The following is an 18804-nucleotide window of genomic DNA, read 5'->3' as shown; positions in this document are numbered from 1 at the left end:
TTAAGACTCGTTAACAAGAGAAATATTCTTTTTAATCTGTTTCTTAAAATGGTCCTGCAATTTCAAAGTAATAGGACCAATATCGTATGACTGATTCTCAGATCCTACAAGTTTTTTGACTGGTGTAACTTCCATCGTTGTACTTGTAATGAAAACTTCGTCTGCCTTTAAAAGCTCCTCTACAGAAAAAGCTTCTTCTATAACTGAGATCCCATTTTCTTTTGCTAATTGAATGACGATTTGTCTCGTGATACCATTTAAGATTAAATTAGTACTCGGATGTGTTTTCAATGTTCCATTTTTTACGATGAAAACGTTGGAAGAAGATCCTTCTGTTACTGTTCCATCTCTGTGCTGAACCGCTTCTTGACAGTCAAAATCTGCAGCTTTCCGTTTTGCCATCACGTTTCCAAGAAGGTTTAAGCTCTTGATGTCGCATCGTAGCCAACGGATGTCCTCTGTTAGATACGTGCTGATTCCCTTCGCTTGAGATTCAGCGATGTTTTCAAGTGAAAAGGATTTTGCAAAACCTGTGACAACACTTTGCATATTTCTTTCATAAAGATGATTTCTTGGTGCTACTCCCCGCGTCATCTGAATATAGACCATTCCATTTTCGATGTTGTTCTTACTGATCAGTTCATCTGTCAGCTTTTTAAACGTAGATACATCATATGGCATCGCAAGTTCTAGTTTCTCTGCACTTTGTTCAAACCTCGCAAAATGCTCTTTAAACGCAAAAGGTTTTTTGTCATAAACAAAGACCACTTCATAAATCCCATCTCCAAAATGGTAGCCTCTGTCTTCCGGATCAACTGGTAATGATCCGTCTTTAATAATTTGATCATGATACAATACGTATGAATTTTCCATGATTTTACCACCCCATCTACATAATATGTATACAATTGAGCTTTCATCTACTTTAAATGAAAAAGAGAATGCCTTCAAGAGTCACTTTGTATGTTTTCTTTGTTGTCATTTTCATAAAGAGATGCTCACTTTCCTCGATTAAAACGCAAAAGTCACATTCAAACAAAAAACCGCTATTGATAAGCGGTTTCTTTCTCATTATTGCTTTACTGTTTTTACGACTTTATTATTTTCTACGGTGACAATATAAAGTTCCTTGTCCATTTCGATCAGAAAATCATTATCATACTGTTCTTTCAACTCTTCTTCAATCTTAAAAGGTTTCTTAAAATGCTCGTCGATAACATTTAATTTATCTTTTCTTTCGTTCTCGCGATTGATGGTATCATATACAAAATATGCTAAAAATATGACACCTAATGAGATGATGATCTTCGCCGTTTTACTCAAAGTTATGTATCCCCTTCCCCTTATTCCAAGAACAAGTATAACCTAAAAAAGACAAAACAAAAACACCTGGTTTTCCAGGTGTTCTCCGCATTACTTCCACCACGTATCATGGATGGAAGCAGGATGATTTCTCTTATGCATAGTTTGAAGATATCTCTTTTCAATTTTTTCTTTAGATTCTAAAGACAATTCTTTACCCTCAAGATAATCATCAATTTCTTCGTAAGTCACTCCAAGCGCTGTTTCATCCGGAATAAGTGGTTTGTCATCTTCAAGATCAGCTGTAGGAACTTTTAAATAGAGGCGTTCCTCTGCACCTAATTCTTTCAGAAGCTCTCTTCCTTGTCTTTTGTTTAAGCCGTACAGTGGAATGATATCGCATGCTCCATCACCATGTTTTGTGAAAAATCCTGTTATTGCCTCTGCTGCATGATCTGTACCGATGACCAAACATTGATAAGCACCTGCAATGTCGTATTGTACTTTCATTCTTTCACGTGCTTTCGTGTTCCCCTTAAGAAAGTGAGAAAGTTCTTTTTCGGTCGCCTTTTTAAACGCACTTACAGATGCGTCAACTGCTGGTTTAATGTCTACGGTTAAAGATACATCTGGCTCTATGAATGTCAGTGCACGCTGAGCATCTTCTTCATCTTTTTGAACACCGTACGGAAGTCTAACCGCAACAAATGTATATGTTTCTCCTGTTTCTTCTTTAAGCTCGTTCATGGCAATCTGAGCTAATTTTCCGGCCAGACTCGAGTCTTGTCCACCACTGATGCCGAGGACATACCCTTTGGCACCCGATTTTTTTACATAATCTTTTAAAAATTGAATTCTTGATGTAACCTCTTCTTTCGCATTAATTTTAGGTTCTACTTTCAATTCTGAAATAATCTGTTTTTGAAGTTCCAATTCTATCGCCACCTTTTGGTCTATATTATCTCTTTCCACTGTCGATCTACTTTTAATCAAACTTATAATCTTTTTCTAATGAATACAAACATTCCAATGAACGTTTTGCCCATGGGCTATCGTCCTCTTCCAGTTTCTTTATGTATTGATCTAAGGCTTGTTTTAGAGATTCTTTGTACGGGAGAAGTTCACCATCAAAGTTTTTTACTGTATGTACGGGCACCCATGTTTTTTCTTTAAAACTCAGCGCTCTTCTTTCCTGAAAAAATGGGACTTCTGCTTGTTTAGGATTATGAAGATCGCCTTGCCAAGGATGTTTTTTTACTGCAAGCACTTCAAACAAAACCATTTGATTCCGCTCTTCTCCCGCTTTCCCAATATATTGCCCCGTTTTATAACTTGCGATAACAAGATTATCGATGGTCATCTTTTCATTGTCTCCTTCATCGTCTGAATTTCATTAGAGACTACAAAGGCAAGGTCATCATTACCAAACATCGATAAAACTTGAAGTACGGTATCATGAGGAATGTGCTCTGCTTCTTCGATTGAAACCGTTTGTTCGAGCATATGCATCACATAGTCATTATTCATTTGGTCTGGGTAAGCTTTAAGATAGACGGCTTTAGGATCGAGCTTATTATTTACACACCATTGAGCATAGATGATGATCATCATACCCTCATCTTTTTGATAATTACTTATCACTTGTTTAGAAATATCGTTAGCTTTATTATTCAACTCTATCACCTCTTTAATTACTCTATTATCTGTTTTTGCATCTGTTATGTTTTCCATGTTTGATGTAAAAGTTATGACTATATATCGTTAACTTTAAAACAGGAAAATAAAAAAAGCCAGTATAATCACTGGCTTTACAAGCTTAAACGGTTTGTTGTTCTTTTTGTTCCGTCTCGTAACGGTTGCGTGGGTGATCTAAACATTCTTTCGAACAAGAACGCTTATGTTTCACTTCACACTCTGTACAACAAACATGTTGTTTATTACATTCAGGGTTTGCACAGTTCACATAACGATCTTCTGTTTTACCGCAATAATAGCATGTAGCGATCACTACATCTTCCTCTGTACGGTTTACAGGAACGGAGATACGTTCATCGAACACGTAAAGTTTACCGTCCCAAAGCTTTCCTTGAACTTCATCGTCTTTACCATACGTCACGATTCCGCCGTCAAGCTGTGATACATCTTCAAACCCTTCTTGTAGAAGAAAGCCTGAGAACTTTTCACAACGGATTCCACCGGTACAGTACGTTAAGACTTTTTTATCTTTAAACTGGCTAATATTTTCGCGTACCCATTTCGGAAAATCTCTTGATGCTTTTACATCTGGGCGGATCGCACCGCGAAAATGGCCGATCTCATATTCATAGTCGTTACGACCATCGATTACGATCACATCTTCATCTTGCAGGGCTTCGTAAAATTCTTTTGGAGATAAACGTTTACCTGACAATTGATTCGGATCAACATCATCTTCAAAGCGCCAAGTTACGAGCTCTTTTTTATGACGAACAAACATCTTTTTGAATGCATGTTCTTCAACCTCATCTATTTTAAAAACAATATCTTCAAATCGCGGATCTGCTTTTAGATGATCCATATAGATTTGAGTCTGTTCATACGTTCCTGAAACGGTTCCATTGATTCCCTCAGGAGCAACGATTATCCTGCCTAAAAGGCCTAAATCTTTACAAAACTTTAGATGCTCGTCTTTGTAGCTCTCTGGATCATCGATCGGAACATACTTGTAATACAATAGTACTCTCATTTTTTCTGACACAATTAATCACCAACCTGCAACGTTAGTTTATTTTTGTGACGCCAAATAAAAAACCACCGGTCCCAATTGCCATCCCCGTGGTGAGTACCGGTCTAACCGATATTCTTAGATATTCAATTGGAAGTGGCGCGCCCACCAGGATTCGAACCCAGAATACGAGAGCCGAAATCTCGTGTGATATCCATTTCACTATAGGCGCTAATTACGTCACGATTAATATCATAAGCTTTTTTTGAGAATAATACAAGTGTTATTTACATGAATCCCATAAGCTAACCTTAATTTACCAAATGAAGTGAATCCAAGTTTTCTTCAACACTCTCATAGACGGTGATAACGGGTTCTTCAGGATGCCATTTGAATACACCTTTTTCTCCATTTAGGATAGCAGGAAAATGGAGTGTCGATGAGAAGGCATCTTCAAACCAAACACCATGAGACAAGATATTTGAAATGAACATTTCAGCTTCCAGCTCCATAAATTGAATTCTTTTTTCCCAAGCCGCTTTTTCTTCAGCATTCAACTGAGGCTCGACCTGCTGAAAGGATTCATACCACAAGTCAAACTCTCTTTGAAGATTATGTAGTGAATCAAACTCTTTTGAGAGGACCGGAAGCAATTGGTTGGCTTCTTCTAATGTATAGCGCTTCATTACATCGTTCTCCTTCGTCTTCTTGTTCGTATTATAACAAATGATAAATACTTTGCACACAAAAATGACAAGAAGAAAACCTTTTGGGTTACCCAAAAGGTTAAACGGTAAGACATATATCTTTCTTTGGATTCTTTAGGTCTAAATAAAAATCCCTAACTGTTTCATCTTCAAGAAGTTCTGGGAAATCTCTTCGATATTCTGAGCTGATCAAGATTTGCTCAACAAGATCTAAAGAGCCTCTTCTTAACAGAAGCCTTAACGTCAACCATTTATCCCTTTTTGATTTAAGGTGGAACTTCGTAATAAACAACATGATTCTATCATCGCTTGAGAACGTTTTTTCCTTTTCTTTTCGTAAATTAATTTGAGATACCGTTTTCATAGAGAACACCCTCCCTTTAATTTGCGAGCTCTTAATACCATTATTATTCAGTTTTTTCTGAAATATACTTGTCCATCCTAGAAATCTAGTTTTTTGTGGACGGGTATTAATAGAAAAGCCAGCATTTGCCTCATCAATCTAAATTTGATTAAATATATTTATAAGCAATTAACTAGGAGCTGTGTTTAATGAAAAAACATCAAAATGAAATCGTGCTCGGCAATTTCCATTCTATCCTGACTGAGTCTGAAACGTGGAAGATCGGAGGTTTCCCTCTCCCCGATGGATCCTTCCATGAATTTAGAGAGCCTGAGGCAGTTGTTATCGTTCGTAATGACGAGCTGTATGTTAGAGTAAATCCATTCACTAAATCCCACCCTTCTGTTCAGTTCTTAGATAATGCAAAACACATGTATTATTCAAATGATCCGATCAAAGTGCCACAAGACGGAACCGTTTCTTTTCAATGGAAAATGCGTTCACGTCCAATCGGAACGAATGCGAATGATCTGTATGATGGTTTCGTTTCTGTAAACTTATTAGACTTCACTACAGGAGCAGCACTTGATTTCTTTGCAGGTAACGATCAGTATGCAAGTGTATATGCTGTACTCCCATTTCCAGGGGTCTCAGTACCTGAAACAGATAAAACAAGATACTTTTGTATCTTTAAAGAAGATCAAGAATTCAATCAAAGAGAATGGAACGAATTTGAGATCACTTATAACCGATCAGCTGATGAAGTAAAGTTCTTAGTGAACGGAAATATCGTTCGAACTGAAAAAGATGTGCCGATCAAGTTTAATGAGTTCACCGTAGCACTAGGACTTATGACCGAGAAAGACTTATCACCTAAAGGAAGCACCTCGCTTCATGGTCAAGGGATAATCGGTGAATGGTCACCAATGAAAGTATCTTTTTAGTGAATAGTACAAAAATCGGCTTAAAACCTTAAAGGTCTGCATGATGCGGGCCTTTTTTTATTTATTCTATAAATACTTTGAAAATTCCTTTTTTTGCGACAGTTTTATATAATAAGTAATGAGTAATTAAGAGAGGATGCGGCAGAATGTCACAAAATATCGTGTTAGATTTAAATGAGATCACACTAGAAAAAATACAACATCATTTTGAGAACGGTGATCTAACATCACTTGAACTTGTAACTTTTTATCTAGATCGTATTTCTTCATTCGATAAACAAGGACCTAAGATAAACTCTGTGTTAGAAATCAACCCTCATGCTTTATTCATTGCAAGAAGTCTCGATGTTGAAAGAAAGAACGGAAATGTTCGAGGACCCCTACACGGGGTGCCCATCATCATAAAAGATAATATCGACACTGCTGATCAGATGCATACAAGTGCAGGATCTCTTGCTTTAGAAAATCATTATGCAAAAAAGGATGCTTTTCTTGTTAAAAAGTTAAGAGAAGCTGGTGCAGTTATTATCGGAAAAGCAAATATGACGGAGTGGGCGAACTTCATGGCATACGATATGCCAAACGGTTTTAGTTCTAGAGGAGGTCAAGTATTGAATCCATACGGACCTGGGGTATTAGATGTGAGTGGATCTAGTTCTGGCTCAGCGGCAGCGATAGCGAGTAATTTTGCAGCTCTAAGCATAGGAACTGAAACCTCAGGCTCAATCCTATGTCCCGCTGGAAATAATAACATCGTAGGAATTAAACCCACTGTTGGCTTAGTCTCTCGATCCGGCATCATTCCCATTTCAATTAGTCAAGATACTGCAGGTCCTATGGCACGTAAAGTTAAAGATGCTGCGATCCTTTTAGAAGCGATACAGGGTAATGACCCACTAGATCCTGCAACATTTTCCGCTCCAAACAAGATGAGTTATATAGAAGGTCTAGAACAAGCCACACTAAAAGGAAAACGATTCGGGGTATCGTACGAATTTTGTATACAGCATTTAAATCATACACAAAGATCAGTCTTCGATGAAGCATTAAAGCTCATAGAGGATGAAGGTGGAGAAATTATATATTTGAATCAGATCTCCCCCTTAGAGAAAATGGAGTCAGATTATAAGGTTCTCTTACACGAGTTCAAGTCTGGTCTTAATCATTATTTAAGTACCGTTCCAACAAAGATTAAGATCTCCTCTTTATCAGATGTTATAAATTTTAATGAACAGAATAAAGAAAGATGTTTAAAGCACAACCAAGAGCTGTTGTTAGAAAGTAATAAGACTGACGGAAATTTAACAAGTCCAGAATACCTTAAAGCGAAATTAAACGATCTTGAAATGACACAGAAAAAAGGAATAGATCTTGTCATAGAGGAAAATAACTTGACTGCCATAATCAGTCCAAATGATGTCTGGTACGGTATTCCTGCAAAAGCAGGATATCCTTCCATTTCAGTTCCCTCTGGGTTTGATGCTGATGGAATGCCGTTAAGTGTGATTTTTACCGGAGAGGCATACTCCGAGAAAAAACTCATACAAGCGGCTTATATCTTTGAACAGAGATCTAACAAGAGAGTTCCTGTAGTATTTTAATAGAATTTATATAAAAGCAGTTGTCCATTCACCTTTTGCTTTTCGGGGCTGGCCGAGCCACTTTCACTTTTAGGACTAGCCACTTGTGCTAGCTCGCATCTTATCCTTCAATCAACAGGCAAAGAAACGGTTTAAAAAACGCAAAGGATGAGCCTTCATGTAGGGGCTCATCCTTTTATTTGTAATTCCTTGACCCATCAGTTATTTTCATACATTCTATTATCTTACGACTCGCCTTATTGCAGAAATGGCATGATTGATATCTTCATCACTTACATCATAATGCGTTGTTAATCGGATCTGTCCTTCGCCGAACGATACAGCAAGAACTCCTTCTTGCTTTAGTCTTTCTAAAAACTCTTCATTCTTTTGTTTTGTGTTTTCAATATTTATGATGACGATGTTTGTATCGGGTTTATTGACTAGTTCTAACCCGTTCATACCTTCGATCGCTTCTGCCAGCTTTTGTGCTTTATCATGATCTTCTGATAATCGGTCTACCATCTTTGTTAACGAAATGATACCACTTGCCGCCAAGAAACCAGCTTGTCTCATTCCTCCGCCTAAACGTTTTCTCCATTTTCGGGCTTTTTGTATAAACTTCTTGTCTCCTGCAAGAATGGAACCCACTGGTGAGCCTAATCCTTTTGATAAACAGAACTGTACTGAATCACAGTATTGGGTATAATCCGTCACATTCTTATTTGTTGCTACAGCTGCATTAAATAGCCTCGCTCCATCGATATGTACAGGAATTCCTGCCTCTTGTGCCACATCATATATCTTTTTCATGTTATCTAATGAAACGACAGATCCTCCTGAACGGTTATGTGTATTCTCAAGGCAGATCAACGTTGTATCTGGAAAATGAATATCCTCAGAACGAATCGCTTGTTTGACTGAAACAGGATCCATCTCACCCCGTACTCCTTCAATCACTCTTGGCTGAACACCTGCTAATGCTGAGATAGCAGCTCCTTCATAAAAGAAGATATGAGACTCTGATTCCACGATGATCTCATCCCCAGGTGAACATTGAGCAAGTACCGCCAATTGATTTCCTTGTGTACCGCTTGTAACAAACAGAGCTGCCTCTTTTCCTGTTATCTCAGCAGCCATCTTTTCAAGTTTGTTTATGGTTGGATCTTCTCCATATACGTCATCACCAACAGAAGCAGTATAGATGGCGTCTCTCATTTCTTTAGTAGGTTGCGTTAGCGTATCACTTCTAAGATCGATCATGTTCCACCTCATCCGATTTATTCGATTCAAAAAGATACTACAATCATTCGATCACACCATATAAAAAACTGGCGTTTCGTTTAATAACGGAGAATCCTAAGTCATTAAACTTCGTACTCGTTTTGTTATCTTTCATCACAACTCGTTTTGAAGCTACTCTTTTGGCTTCTTTGATGGTCTCTTCTGTAAGTTCATTATAATCAGCACTGCTCTTTAACCCTTGAATGCCAGGTGATGAGATCGTTGATTCAAACATCGGATCAAAATAAACCACATCAAAGCTGTTGTCGTGCTGTTTTTTTAGAAATTCATAATGATTTTCATATACCACTTCAATTCTTCTCATTGCTTCATTCATTTTTTCAGAGTTAGAATCCCACACTTGAAGACCACTCTTCACGACAAATGATATGGCTCTGCTGCTTTCTACTCCGATAACAGATCCTGATCTTCCTGCTACTAAACTAGCAACGATCGCATCAGAGGCTAATCCTAGCGTACAGTCTAAGATCTTCATCCCCTCTTTGAGCTGAGTCGCTTCTATAAAAGCATCTTTTTCTCCTCGAAGAATCTGTTTAACACGAAACATGGAAGAATTGGGATGGAAAAAGAACGGTGTGCTTCCGTCTTTTGGATGATAGGAAAGTTTGTCCACTCCGATCATAAGAACATGGTCATGATATGTACTTATCATCGAAGAGATGGAACGGTTCTCTCTCTCCACAAAAGTACCGTCTATCGTTACGGCAACTTCTTGTGCTTTGTTTCTTAATCGTATTGCATTCTTTCCAGCTGTCGTTATGATCATTGTTTTCACCTATCTGTTTTATTATGGACAATTCCTATTCGTGATCGGCCTCATATAAACCTGCTAGAAGGATTACGTATCATTTGCATATCTTATAGAACAAACCTAAAATATGGGAAGATAGATGTATGAGGAGGCTCCAATAATGAAAAAGGGTTTATCGTTTCAAACCTTAGGAAAATTTACATACCGTTTCCGCAAGCTTATTATAACATTTTGGGTTCTAACTACCATTCTCTTAGGCTTTTTTGCTGTTAAACTCCCTTCGATCTTAAGCGGTAGCGGGTTTGAAATGGATGGGTCGTTCTCAAAAGTTGAAAACATTCTTCAAGAAAAATTTGATCAGCCGAAATCCTCTGTGATGCTAGTCTTTGATTCTAAAACATATGCTCCTGAAGACGCTGCGTATAAAGCGTTTGTTATGGACACGATTAAAAAAATGGACGGAGTCGACGATGTAGTCGACATCCAAAGTCCTTATGAGGTTCCTGAAAGAACGATAAAAGATAACGTTTCTTTTGCATCTGTTCAATTCGATAAGAGTTTTGGAGATCTTAAAAAGTCGATTGATCAAATCCGAGAGCGAATGCCTGACGAAAAAGATATTTCAGTTTCGTTAACAGGCGGACCTGTGATCGCAGAGGATATGAACACTGCTAGTCAGCATGATTTAGCAAGAGCCGAGGCGATTGGGATCCCTGCTGCTTTAATCATTCTTCTTCTCGCATTCGGGGGTTTGATCGCAGCAGGCTTACCGATCATAGTCGGTTTAATCTCGGTCGCAAGTTCACTAGGTCTTCTCTATTTTTACGGACAAACAACGAATGTGAGTATCTTCTTACTCAATGTTGTTCCTATGATAGGACTTGCATTAGGAATAGATTTCGCTCTTCTTCTCGTCAACCGTTTTCGTGAAGAGCTTCATCGTGGTGTTGAAAAAGCTACCATCATTTCTGTACAAACAGCTGGTCGTTCAATCGCGTTCTCAGGTTTATGTGTCTTCTTAGGACTGTCTGGGATGCTGTTGATTGATATTGATATTTTCAAGACCGTTGCCATAGGAGGCATGGTAGTTGTAGTCCTCTCGGTTCTGAATGCCATAACATTCTTACCAGCTATGTTAGCCGTCCTTGGACAGAGAGTGAACGCCTTGAAATTGTTTAAAACAAAAGAGAACAGTAGATCGGTTTGGCATAGCTTTGCAGCATTCGTTATGAAACGTCCTATTATGATGGCTGTGATCGCAGCACTTGTTTTAGGCTTTTCTGTTACACCTGTGAAAGATATGAAGCTATCCATTCCGGAAGCTGACGCACTTCCACCGGATTATGAATCGAGACTCGCATTTGAGAAATTTGAAAAAACGTTTGGTGAAGATGAGTTATACCCTGTAACAATCGTTGCACAATCTAAAAATTCTTTTCTCAAAGATGAAGATTCCCTTTTAGCGCTTGAAAAGCTTACAAAAGATCTTCAAAGTCAAAAAGAAGTGAATAAAACAGAATCTATTTTCACGTACACGAATCAATTAAATGGTTCAAAACTTTTTCAAGCCCTGCAGACCGATCAAGGTAAACAGCAGTTCTCTCCTGTTCTCAAACCTTTTATCAATGACGATACTGCTTTAATTAAAGCTTATTTATCAGTAGATGTGACAGGTGACGATGCGAAACAGTTCGTCAAAAAATGGGAAAAAGAACATGAAGGACTATCTATTACCATAGGTGGTGTTACAAAGTTTAATCAAGAGATTTTTGATGAGATCATCGAAAAAGCTCCTTACGGATTAGCTATCGTTCTAATTACAACGCTGTTTATTCTCATGATCGCTTTTCGATCTGTATTTATTCCAATAAAAGCGATCTTTATGAACATGCTGAGCTTGTCTGCTACTTTTGGAATTCTCGTTTGGATCTTCCAAAGTGGTGTCATCATGGAACCTGTTGATATTGGATTGATGATTCCTGTCTTTACTTTTGGAATTGTATTTGGACTTAGTATGGATTACGAAGTCTTCTTGATTTCCAGGATTCAAGAGATTTACGAAGAGACTGGTAATAATGATCGTGCTACCCTACTTGGATTAACGTCCACATCTAAGATCATTACATCGGCCGCAGCGATCATGATTGTAATCACAGGATCGTTTGCTTTTACAAACGTCATGCCTGTTAAGCAAATTGGTATCGCTATTGCTCTTGCCATATTTATCGATGCCACGATCGTAAGGATGATATTCGTCCCGTCTCTTATGAAACTGCTTGGAGACTGGAACTGGTGGATGCCATTCATAAAAAGAAAAGAGAAGAAACGAAGCGGCACCCTTTCTTGAGGGAGGCCGTTTTTTTAAAGTAATTGTGGGAAAACGAAACATTATATCCTATAATAAATAATAGCTAGTCTCATCATTAAGGGGTGTTTATATGTTTGAAATCATAATTATTCTTTTACTCTCTTATTTACTTGGCTCGATCCCCTTTGCACTATTAGTTGGAAAAATAGGATATGGCATTGACATCAGAGAACATGGAAGCGGTAACTTAGGCGGTACGAATACATTTAGAACGTTAGGAAAAAAAGCCGGATTTATTGTATCAGCAGCAGATGTTTTAAAAGGCACATTAGCTGCGAGCTTACCTATATTATTGGATGTTGATCTTCATCCACTCCTTGCAGGAGTTCCCGCTGTAATTGGGCATTGTTATCCTGTATTCGCAAAATTTAAAGGCGGCAAAGCTGTTGCAACTTCTGGCGGTGTCCTATTATTCGCTCAACCATTATTGTTTGTACTCGTCTTGTTCACATTCTTTTTGACACTATACATAAGTAAATACGTATCACTGTCATCTATCATGGCTGGAGTCGGCTCAGTAGTTCTTAGTTTTTTCATAGCAGGTGATTGGCTGACAACGTATATTTTGATCGGCTTTACTTTGTTCTTAGTCTATCGCCATAGACAAAACATTGTAAGAATCGCTAAAAAAACAGAGCCTAAAGTGAAATGGATCTAAGAATCGTTCTTCTTTATAAGAGCGGTTCTTTTTTTTAATGATCTTTTACCCTTTACTTTCTTTTTTAAAGGACAAGGAAGTCATATTGCCCTTTATTCAAGATGGTTTTTGATAAAAGTCGAAAAATAGGCTCTTCTCCTAAAAAAGTACAGGCGATTTCACTAAAAACTCCGCATTTGTCCGTGTCCGTTTAGGTGTTTCGGTCATATGGTGTAATGTGACGTTGACCTAGACTTAAATATTTGGAGGGACTGAAATGGAAAATAAAAAAATGAATATGTCTTATGGTGACAATATGAACATTAACATGAAGCCGGTAGCGAACATGCCGCTTCATCATGGTGAATATGGTGGAGGTTATGGTGGCTATGGACACGGTTGCGGCTTTTTAATTATTGTTGTCCTATTCATCCTGTTGATCATTATCGGTGCTACTGCGTTTCATTGTAAAGAAGAAGAACATGACTGTGACGAATCTTCATCTTCATCCTCTTCATCCTCATCATCTCATTAAGTCATCATATTTTAAAAAAGAAAGAGAGAAGCAGATCAGCTTCTCTCTTTTTTAGTATGAAGATTGAATGATACTAGACGTTAGCGGATTAACAATGCTCATCATAAGCGCCAAGAAGATTCTCAAGAATCTCTTCAGGTGCATGATTTTCAATGTTATGACGGTGAATAAAGTGAACGACCTTTCCATCCTTTAAAACAGCCATCGATGGAGAAGATGGTGGAATCTCGCCAAAGAACTCTCTCATTTGAGCTGTCGCTTCTTTATCTTGACCAGCAAAAACAGTCACAAACTGGTCAGGTTTTACGGAATGGTTAAGAGACGCAACAGCGACTGGACGAGCAAGACCAGCAGCACAGCCACAGACTGAGTTGATCACAACAAGTGCAGTACCTTCTGATTCTTGCATAAAATAATTTACTTCTTCTGGTGTTTTTAATTCTTCAAATCCGGCACGCGTCAGTTCGTCTCTCATCGGCTGAGCCATCTGTTTCATATATTCTTCATAAGCATTCATGTTTTATTCCTCCTGAGAACGATTCATTTACATACATCGTTATTATAACGTAAACAGTCTAGCTTTTTAAATGGTTTCGACTTATCTCGTGTATCTTCTTGTTCTCCATAATATTTAAAGATCCAATGCTCGTGTTGAAAGCGTCGTATATCATCGCTTTCGCAACTGAACTTGATTCTACAGGCTCATATTTACTAGGATAGATAAAAGGTAGTGCATGATAAAGTTTTTCAGCAAATCTTTCTCCGAACCTGAATTCTTCCCTGTCCCCAATCAATAAAGACGGTCTAACAATCGTCAAAGAAGGAAATTTCATTGAGATCAAATGGGATTCCATATTCCCCTTTACCCGATTGTAAAAAAATGTAGACTTTTCATGAGCACCCATAGCTGAAATTACAGAAACATGTTGTATATTTAACTTGTGAGCAAGTTTTCCTAATTTTACCGGAATATGTAGATCTATGTCTTCAAATGCTTGTTTGGATTTTACTTTATTCATCGTCGTTCCGATACAGATGAACATAACATCCGCTTCTGTTTGTTCTATGCTGTATTCGGATGCCGTAAAATCAAATATCACTTCTTTAATCTTTTCATCCTTTAAACCCGATGACTTTCTAACTAGCAAGATGATCTCTTTACACAATGGGTCAGTCACTAATTGCTTTACCACTTCTTTTCCGACTAATCCGCTTGATCCTGCAACGATAACTGTCTTTTTATTCATGTGTTACGGTCCTTTCTCCTTACTAGTAAACTTATCTTAAGCTGAGGTGTATATTGATGAACCATATCTATTTTATCACCGGTTACCCAGGATTTATAGCTACAAAGCTTGTAAGTGCTATTCAAACGGAATACCCTTCTTCAACCTTTTATTTATTGATATTAAAGCATGAGCGTGAAATCGCGGAGCGAAAATTAAAATCACAACCCAAAAACGTTCATCTAGTCGAAGGAGATATTACAAAACATGATCTAGGTTTAGATACAAACACGATTGAAGATCTTTATGAGTCTGTAACACATTGTGTACATCTTGCTGCTCTTTACGACCTCACAGTTGCTTATGAACCTGCATATCTTTGTAATGTGGTTGGTACTAAAAACGTCTTAACTTTTTTGGGAAAATGTCCGAGCTTACAGCGTTTTTGTTATTTCAGTACAGCTTATGTTTCTGGAGATGAGAAGGGATTAATGATGGAAAACGACATTCGTATGCCTAGTCGGTTTCGTAATTATTATGAACAGACCAAACATGAAGCGGAAGTTCAAGTTCGTAATAAGATGCATGAACTTCCGATCACGATCATACGACCTGGTATCATAGTTGGTGATTCAAAGACAGGAGAAACACTTAAGTTTGACGGTCCTTATTTTATGATGCAATTTATAAAACGGCTAGCTAAGTTTCCAATTCCCTATATCGGAAAGACTTCTTCCAAAATCCATCTTGTTCCTATTGATTTCATAATTGAAGCTTCCGTTTTTCTCATGCATGATCGTGTCGGAGAATCCAAAACATATCATGTACTTAGTCCTAATTCACCTTCCATACAGGAAGCATACACTCTATTATGCCAAGAGCTGTTAGGAAAAAAACCTAGCTGGACATTGAATAGGAAGATAGCTGAACAGTGTTTGTCCATTTCATATATTTCGAAGTGGCTTGGTGTACCATTGGAAACACTCTCGTATTTTTCTCATGATGCCACATACGATACTTCACAACTTCTTCAAGACCTAGATGGGTCAGGAATTGAATGTCGATCCTTCAACGAATATGTAGGTGCAATAGTGAACTATTATAAGAACAATGCTCATGACAAGAGCTTAATACGCTATTAAAAAGGGTGACATGTAAGTCACCCTTTTTTTATACGTAGTTATCAATCTAATAAACATTCACAAAACAGATTGTGTGAAGCCATTAAGCTCTTTTTACAACTTCGTATATAAGGGACACTTTATTTAAGATAGCATCTACAAAATTCTAAAGAATCGTAATTCCTTAAATCAACCAAGTGTTTCAATCTCTACACTACGGATACCCTCAATCTTTTTCACATCATCATATAGATCGGTCGTATACCTTTTTTCATAGATGGATGCGGCCATCTCCATCTTTTTGTAGTCATTATCAAGATCCTTTATTCGAACATTTACGATCTTTACTTTTAGCTCATTGATCTCTTTCATCACATCACTCATGATTGTGTCTGGGTTAACGACTAATTTTAATTTAATATCAATCTGCCTTAAAGCTTTAGGACCAATCCATTTCATGATTAAAGGGATAAGTTCAACACTGATTAGAATTAAAAAAGCACCTGCAGCCGCTTCTTTATAGAAACCAGCTCCGGCGGCAATTCCTAATCCAGAAGCTCCCCATATCATAGCTGCTGTTGTAAGTCCTGAAATGACATCATTGCTTCTTCTTAAGATAACACCTGCTCCAAGAAAACCAATTCCACTTACGATCTGAGCTGCTAGACGCATAGGGTCCATAACCGTTTGACCTGTTAGAAGTGAAAACTGTCTAGCAGATTCTATGCTAACAATCGTGAGCAAACAACTGCTGATGGAGATAACAAGGCTCGTTTTAAGACCAACGGGTTTATTTTTCAACTCCCTCTCAATGCCGATGATCAACCCGAAAAATGCTGACATTCCAAGTTTCACTAAGACAAGACTCATGATGTTTACACCTCTCTCCTGTTTTTGCCCTTATTTAATAATACGCAAATCATCCCATTAAATCCTTCTAACTTCAAGAACGATTCTCGTTGAATCATACTGCTCCTCCGTATATAATAGAAATTGATTTTATCAGAAAATATAGATTATTCAGTAAAAGGAGGTGTGGAGGACTTTTTGCTCTCAAATTAATAAGAGGAGGAAAATGCATTGTTACCAAAAAAACAGCAAAATTTTGAACACTCAAGGTACAGCGACGTCGTTAACACGAAACAATTTCAGCAATTAATGGCTGAGAAAAAACGTTTCATCCTACCAATGACCGTGTTTTTTTTACTGTTTTATTTTAGCCTTCCTATTCTAACTGCTTATACGGATGTATTGAATCGTCCTCTGATCGGTGATATCACATGGGCTTGGATCTTTGCTTTCGCTCAGTTCATCATGACGTGGGCTCTGTGTATGATCTATACGAAACGAGCCAAGCGCTTTGACGAACTTGCGGAAAAAGTGATAGCTGATATGGACAAGGAGGCTTCCTCATGAATGGTACAGCATTTTCTTTGTTTTTAGGGATCGTTGCTCTTACTTTAGTCATTACCTATTTTGCCTCTAAGAAAACAAAGACTACGAGTGATTTCTATACAGCAGATGGCGGATTGACAGGGATGCAGAATGGTCTTGCCATAGCTGGAGACTATATGTCAGCCGCTTCATTTCTAGGAATCGCAGGCACAATTGCACTATCAGGGTTTGACGGCTTTTTTTATAGCATCGGCTTTCTTGTGGCATATCTCGTCGTTCTGTTCTTAGTAGCTGAGCCTCTTCGAAATCTAGGAAAGTATACGATGGCTGATATGATTGCTGCTAGGTTTAATGATAAAAAGGTTCGTGGTGTTGCAGCATTGAATACGATGGCGATCTCCACCTTCTATATGGTCGCTCAATTAGTAGGTGCAGGTGCTCTCATTAAACTTTTACTTGGTATCGAGTACATATATTCTGTACTTATCGTAGGTGTTCTGATGACGGTCTATGTGGTGTTCGGTGGTATGACAGCCACATCATGGGTACAAATCGTAAAAGCGATTCTATTGATGCTTGGTACATTTATTATTTCTGTCATGGTGTTTGCTAAATTTGGTTTTAGCTTTACAGAGATGTTCAATCAAGTGAAAAGTGCTACCCCACTTGGAGAATCGTTTTTGAACCCCGGAAACAAATTCAAAGATCCGCTTGATACGATCTCCTTAAACTTAGCACTTGTTTTAGGAACAGCCGGTCTTCCACATATTCTGATCCGTTTCTTTACGGTAAAAGATGCTCCAACTGCAAGAAAATCAGTAGTTTATGCTACTTGGCTGATCGGAGCGTTTTATATCATGACGATCTTTTTAGGGTTTGGTGCCGCAGCTTTTGTCGGACAAGATAAGATCGTAGCTGCAAATGCCGCCGGAAATATGGCAGCTCCTCTGTTAGCTGAGGTACTTGGAGGAGAATTTTTATTTGCATTTGTTTCAGCCGTGGCATTCGCTACCATTCTAGCCGTTGTAGCTGGGTTGGTATTGTCAGCTGCTTCTGCATTTGCTCATGACTTTTATACGCACATCATCAGAAAAGGTCATGCGTCAGAAAAGGAACAGATGAAAGCCGCCAAATGGGCTTCAGTAGGTGTAGCAATCATATCTATCATCCTGGCCTTATTCGCACAAAAACTAAATGTTGCATTCTTAGTATCCCTCGCTTTTGCGGTAGCCGCTAGCGCGAACCTTCCTATCATTCTTTTAACGATCTTTTGGAAGCGCTTTAATACTGCAGGCGCCGTAACAGGAATGTTGGTTGGACTCGTTAGTTCACTATTTTTAGTCATGATTTCACCTAGCGTTTGGTCTCCTGTAGAAGGAGCGGCTATTCTTACGGGCGAAGCGATCTTTCCACTTGCTAACCCAGGAATTGTTTCCATACCACTTGGGTTCTTAGGCGCGATCATCGGAACGATGCTCTCCAAACCATCAGACGTTGATAAGTTTAATGGAATTTTAGTAAAAGCAAATACAGGGTCTGGCCTTCGTAAAGGTGCATGATGATTAAAAAGGCTGTTTTTGTATTCCCTGTTGCTATTGAAAGTATTGATTTCCGTTTCAGATACTCGCTTTCCGTGGGGCAGGCGGTGAGCCACATTCCAACGTTTCCGTATAAGTGTCTCACCTGTCTAGTTGCAGTGGCTAGCCCCTCGAGGTCAAAAGTTAAATGGACCACAAGGCAAAGTGCGCCTTGCTAGCCCATTCACCTTTTGCTAGTCGGGGCTGAACGAGCCACTTCCACTTTGAGGACTGCCCGCCTGTCCCACAGGAGTCTCGCATCCTCCACTTCAATCAAAAGTCAAAGAAGAAAAAAAACTTAAAGGCAAC

Annotated in this window: 20 protein-coding genes, 1 tRNA gene and 1 pseudogene; 8 read left to right on the top strand and 14 right to left on the bottom strand. The window is 38.4% G+C overall.

Annotated features, from left to right (window positions below; all coding sequences use genetic code 11):
- The 9 genes from dat to ABE65_RS09550 form a co-directional block, all read right to left on the bottom strand.
- Complete coding sequence (gene dat / locus ABE65_RS09590; RefSeq protein ID WP_066394078.1) at positions 1–873, bottom strand: D-amino-acid transaminase; 873 nt, start codon at positions 871–873, stop codon at positions 1–3.
- Positions 874–1071: 198 nt separating this feature from the next.
- Positions 1072–1323 (bottom strand): hypothetical protein, encoded by a 252-nt coding sequence (locus tag ABE65_RS09585; RefSeq protein ID WP_066394077.1) that lies wholly within the window; start codon positions 1321–1323, stop codon positions 1072–1074.
- Between the two features lie 90 nt (positions 1324–1413).
- Positions 1414–2235, bottom strand: a complete 822-nt coding sequence (gene nadE / locus ABE65_RS09580; RefSeq protein WP_066394074.1) for an NAD(+) synthase — start codon at positions 2233–2235, stop codon at positions 1414–1416.
- A gap of 52 nt (positions 2236–2287) precedes the next feature.
- Positions 2288–2662 carry a kinase-associated lipoprotein KapB gene (locus tag ABE65_RS09575; protein WP_066394070.1) on the bottom strand — a complete coding sequence of 125 codons (375 nt, stop codon included), beginning with the start codon at positions 2660–2662 and terminating at the stop codon, positions 2288–2290.
- Positions 2659–2976 carry a hypothetical protein gene (locus tag ABE65_RS09570; RefSeq protein WP_066394069.1) on the bottom strand — a complete coding sequence of 106 codons (318 nt, stop codon included), beginning with the start codon at positions 2974–2976 and terminating at the stop codon, positions 2659–2661. Before ABE65_RS09570 ends, ABE65_RS09575 begins: the two co-directional genes overlap by 4 nt.
- Positions 2977–3118: 142 nt before the next feature.
- Positions 3119–4027, bottom strand: a complete 909-nt coding sequence (locus tag ABE65_RS09565) for an oxygen-dependent tRNA uridine(34) hydroxylase TrhO (RefSeq protein ID WP_066399990.1) — start codon at positions 4025–4027, stop codon at positions 3119–3121.
- Positions 4028–4163: 136 nt separating this feature from the next.
- A tRNA-Arg gene (locus tag ABE65_RS09560) sits at positions 4164–4238 on the bottom strand.
- A gap of 79 nt (positions 4239–4317) precedes the next feature.
- Complete coding sequence (locus tag ABE65_RS09555) at positions 4318–4692, bottom strand: DUF2203 domain-containing protein (protein WP_066394065.1); 375 nt, start codon at positions 4690–4692, stop codon at positions 4318–4320.
- 100 nt (positions 4693–4792) lie between these two features.
- Positions 4793–5077, bottom strand: a complete 285-nt coding sequence (locus tag ABE65_RS09550; protein ID WP_066394062.1) for a hypothetical protein — start codon at positions 5075–5077, stop codon at positions 4793–4795.
- Between the two features lie 188 nt (positions 5078–5265).
- Here ABE65_RS09550 and ABE65_RS09545 point away from each other — a divergent pair, with 188 nt between their 5' ends.
- Positions 5266–6000: a DUF6081 family protein gene (locus ABE65_RS09545; protein WP_066394060.1), complete on the top strand. Its 735-nt coding sequence runs from the start codon at positions 5266–5268 to the stop codon at positions 5998–6000.
- Positions 6001–6146: 146 nt separating this feature from the next.
- Positions 6147–7601: an amidase family protein gene (locus tag ABE65_RS09540; protein ID WP_066394056.1), complete on the top strand. Its 1455-nt coding sequence runs from the start codon at positions 6147–6149 to the stop codon at positions 7599–7601.
- Between the two features lie 219 nt (positions 7602–7820).
- Here the strand turns inward: ABE65_RS09540 and ltaE are convergent, their stop codons facing one another.
- Both ltaE and ABE65_RS09530 read right to left on the bottom strand, forming a co-directional pair.
- Positions 7821–8843: a low-specificity L-threonine aldolase gene (gene ltaE / locus ABE65_RS09535; protein WP_066394054.1), complete on the bottom strand. Its 1023-nt coding sequence runs from the start codon at positions 8841–8843 to the stop codon at positions 7821–7823.
- 43 nt (positions 8844–8886) lie between these two features.
- A complete protein-coding gene (locus tag ABE65_RS09530; protein ID WP_066394051.1) occupies positions 8887–9651 on the bottom strand; it encodes a class I SAM-dependent methyltransferase in 765 nt (254 codons plus the stop codon).
- A gap of 145 nt (positions 9652–9796) precedes the next feature.
- Between ABE65_RS09530 and ABE65_RS09525 the strand changes: the two genes are divergently transcribed.
- The 3 genes and pseudogenes from ABE65_RS09525 to ABE65_RS09515 all read left to right on the top strand — a co-directional run.
- Complete coding sequence (locus ABE65_RS09525) at positions 9797–11983, top strand: MMPL family transporter (RefSeq protein ID WP_066394049.1); 2187 nt, start codon at positions 9797–9799, stop codon at positions 11981–11983.
- Positions 11984–12074: 91 nt separating this feature from the next.
- Positions 12075–12662, top strand: coding sequence for a glycerol-3-phosphate 1-O-acyltransferase PlsY (gene plsY, locus ABE65_RS09520; protein WP_066394048.1), 588 nt, complete (start codon positions 12075–12077; stop codon positions 12660–12662).
- A 325-nt stretch (positions 12663–12987) separates the two neighbouring features.
- A pseudogene (locus tag ABE65_RS09515) lies at positions 12988–13098 on the top strand (YjcZ family sporulation protein); the annotation flags it as partial.
- A gap of 166 nt (positions 13099–13264) precedes the next feature.
- Here ABE65_RS09515 and ABE65_RS09510 read toward each other — a convergent pair.
- Complete coding sequence (locus ABE65_RS09510) at positions 13265–13693, bottom strand: BrxA/BrxB family bacilliredoxin (protein ID WP_066394044.1); 429 nt, start codon at positions 13691–13693, stop codon at positions 13265–13267.
- Positions 13694–13751: 58 nt separating this feature from the next.
- Complete coding sequence (locus ABE65_RS09505; protein ID WP_066394041.1) at positions 13752–14423, bottom strand: NAD(P)H-binding protein; 672 nt, start codon at positions 14421–14423, stop codon at positions 13752–13754.
- 56 nt (positions 14424–14479) lie between these two features.
- On the opposite strand from ABE65_RS09505, the gene ABE65_RS09500 reads away from it, so the two are divergent.
- Complete coding sequence (locus ABE65_RS09500) at positions 14480–15544, top strand: SDR family oxidoreductase (protein ID WP_066394039.1); 1065 nt, start codon at positions 14480–14482, stop codon at positions 15542–15544.
- A 168-nt stretch (positions 15545–15712) separates the two neighbouring features.
- Here the strand turns inward: ABE65_RS09500 and ABE65_RS09495 are convergent, their stop codons facing one another.
- Positions 15713–16393: an MgtC/SapB family protein gene (locus ABE65_RS09495; RefSeq protein ID WP_066394032.1), complete on the bottom strand. Its 681-nt coding sequence runs from the start codon at positions 16391–16393 to the stop codon at positions 15713–15715.
- A gap of 210 nt (positions 16394–16603) precedes the next feature.
- Between ABE65_RS09495 and ABE65_RS09490 the strand changes: the two genes are divergently transcribed.
- Both ABE65_RS09490 and ABE65_RS09485 read left to right on the top strand, forming a co-directional pair.
- Positions 16604–16939 (top strand): DUF485 domain-containing protein, encoded by a 336-nt coding sequence (locus tag ABE65_RS09490; RefSeq protein WP_082861368.1) that lies wholly within the window; start codon positions 16604–16606, stop codon positions 16937–16939.
- Positions 16936–18477, top strand: coding sequence for a solute symporter family protein (locus ABE65_RS09485; protein ID WP_066394030.1), 1542 nt, complete (start codon positions 16936–16938; stop codon positions 18475–18477). The genes ABE65_RS09490 and ABE65_RS09485 overlap by 4 nt, the downstream gene beginning before the upstream one ends.
- The last annotated feature ends 327 nt before the right edge of the window (positions 18478–18804 follow it).

The organism is Fictibacillus phosphorivorans, from assembly GCF_001629705.1.
GTDB classification, from domain to species: domain Bacteria; phylum Bacillota; class Bacilli; order Bacillales; family Fictibacillaceae; genus Fictibacillus; species Fictibacillus phosphorivorans_A.
Note: the sequence above shows the minus strand (reverse complement) of the source record. Positions and strands in the feature narration are given on the sequence as shown.

What these genes read in the sequence shown, in the direction of transcription:
- ltaE (WP_066394054.1), bottom strand. Translation starts at nt 8,843, where the DNA reads ATGATCGATCTTAGAAGTGATACGCTAACGCAACCTACTAAAGAAATG.
- ABE65_RS09495 (WP_066394032.1), bottom strand. Translation starts at nt 16,393, where the DNA reads ATGAGTCTTGTCTTAGTGAAACTTGGAATGTCAGCATTTTTCGGGTTG.
- ABE65_RS09510 (WP_066394044.1), bottom strand. Translation starts at nt 13,693, where the DNA reads ATGAATGCTTATGAAGAATATATGAAACAGATGGCTCAGCCGATGAGA.
- ABE65_RS09525 (WP_066394049.1), top strand. Translation starts at nt 9,797, where the DNA reads ATGAAAAAGGGTTTATCGTTTCAAACCTTAGGAAAATTTACATACCGT.
- plsY (WP_066394048.1), top strand. Translation starts at nt 12,075, where the DNA reads ATGTTTGAAATCATAATTATTCTTTTACTCTCTTATTTACTTGGCTCG.
- dat (WP_066394078.1), bottom strand. Translation starts at nt 873, where the DNA reads ATGGAAAATTCATACGTATTGTATCATGATCAAATTATTAAAGACGGA.
- ABE65_RS09545 (WP_066394060.1), top strand. Translation starts at nt 5,266, where the DNA reads ATGAAAAAACATCAAAATGAAATCGTGCTCGGCAATTTCCATTCTATC.
- ABE65_RS09565 (WP_066399990.1), bottom strand. Translation starts at nt 4,027, where the DNA reads ATGAGAGTACTATTGTATTACAAGTATGTTCCGATCGATGATCCAGAG.
- ABE65_RS09550 (WP_066394062.1), bottom strand. Translation starts at nt 5,077, where the DNA reads ATGAAAACGGTATCTCAAATTAATTTACGAAAAGAAAAGGAAAAAACG.
- ABE65_RS09530 (WP_066394051.1), bottom strand. Translation starts at nt 9,651, where the DNA reads ATGATCATAACGACAGCTGGAAAGAATGCAATACGATTAAGAAACAAA.
- ABE65_RS09500 (WP_066394039.1), top strand. Translation starts at nt 14,480, where the DNA reads ATGAACCATATCTATTTTATCACCGGTTACCCAGGATTTATAGCTACA.
- ABE65_RS09555 (WP_066394065.1), bottom strand. Translation starts at nt 4,692, where the DNA reads ATGAAGCGCTATACATTAGAAGAAGCCAACCAATTGCTTCCGGTCCTC.
- ABE65_RS09485 (WP_066394030.1), top strand. Translation starts at nt 16,936, where the DNA reads ATGAATGGTACAGCATTTTCTTTGTTTTTAGGGATCGTTGCTCTTACT.
- ABE65_RS09505 (WP_066394041.1), bottom strand. Translation starts at nt 14,423, where the DNA reads ATGAATAAAAAGACAGTTATCGTTGCAGGATCAAGCGGATTAGTCGGA.
- ABE65_RS09540 (WP_066394056.1), top strand. Translation starts at nt 6,147, where the DNA reads ATGTCACAAAATATCGTGTTAGATTTAAATGAGATCACACTAGAAAAA.
- ABE65_RS09575 (WP_066394070.1), bottom strand. Translation starts at nt 2,662, where the DNA reads ATGACCATCGATAATCTTGTTATCGCAAGTTATAAAACGGGGCAATAT.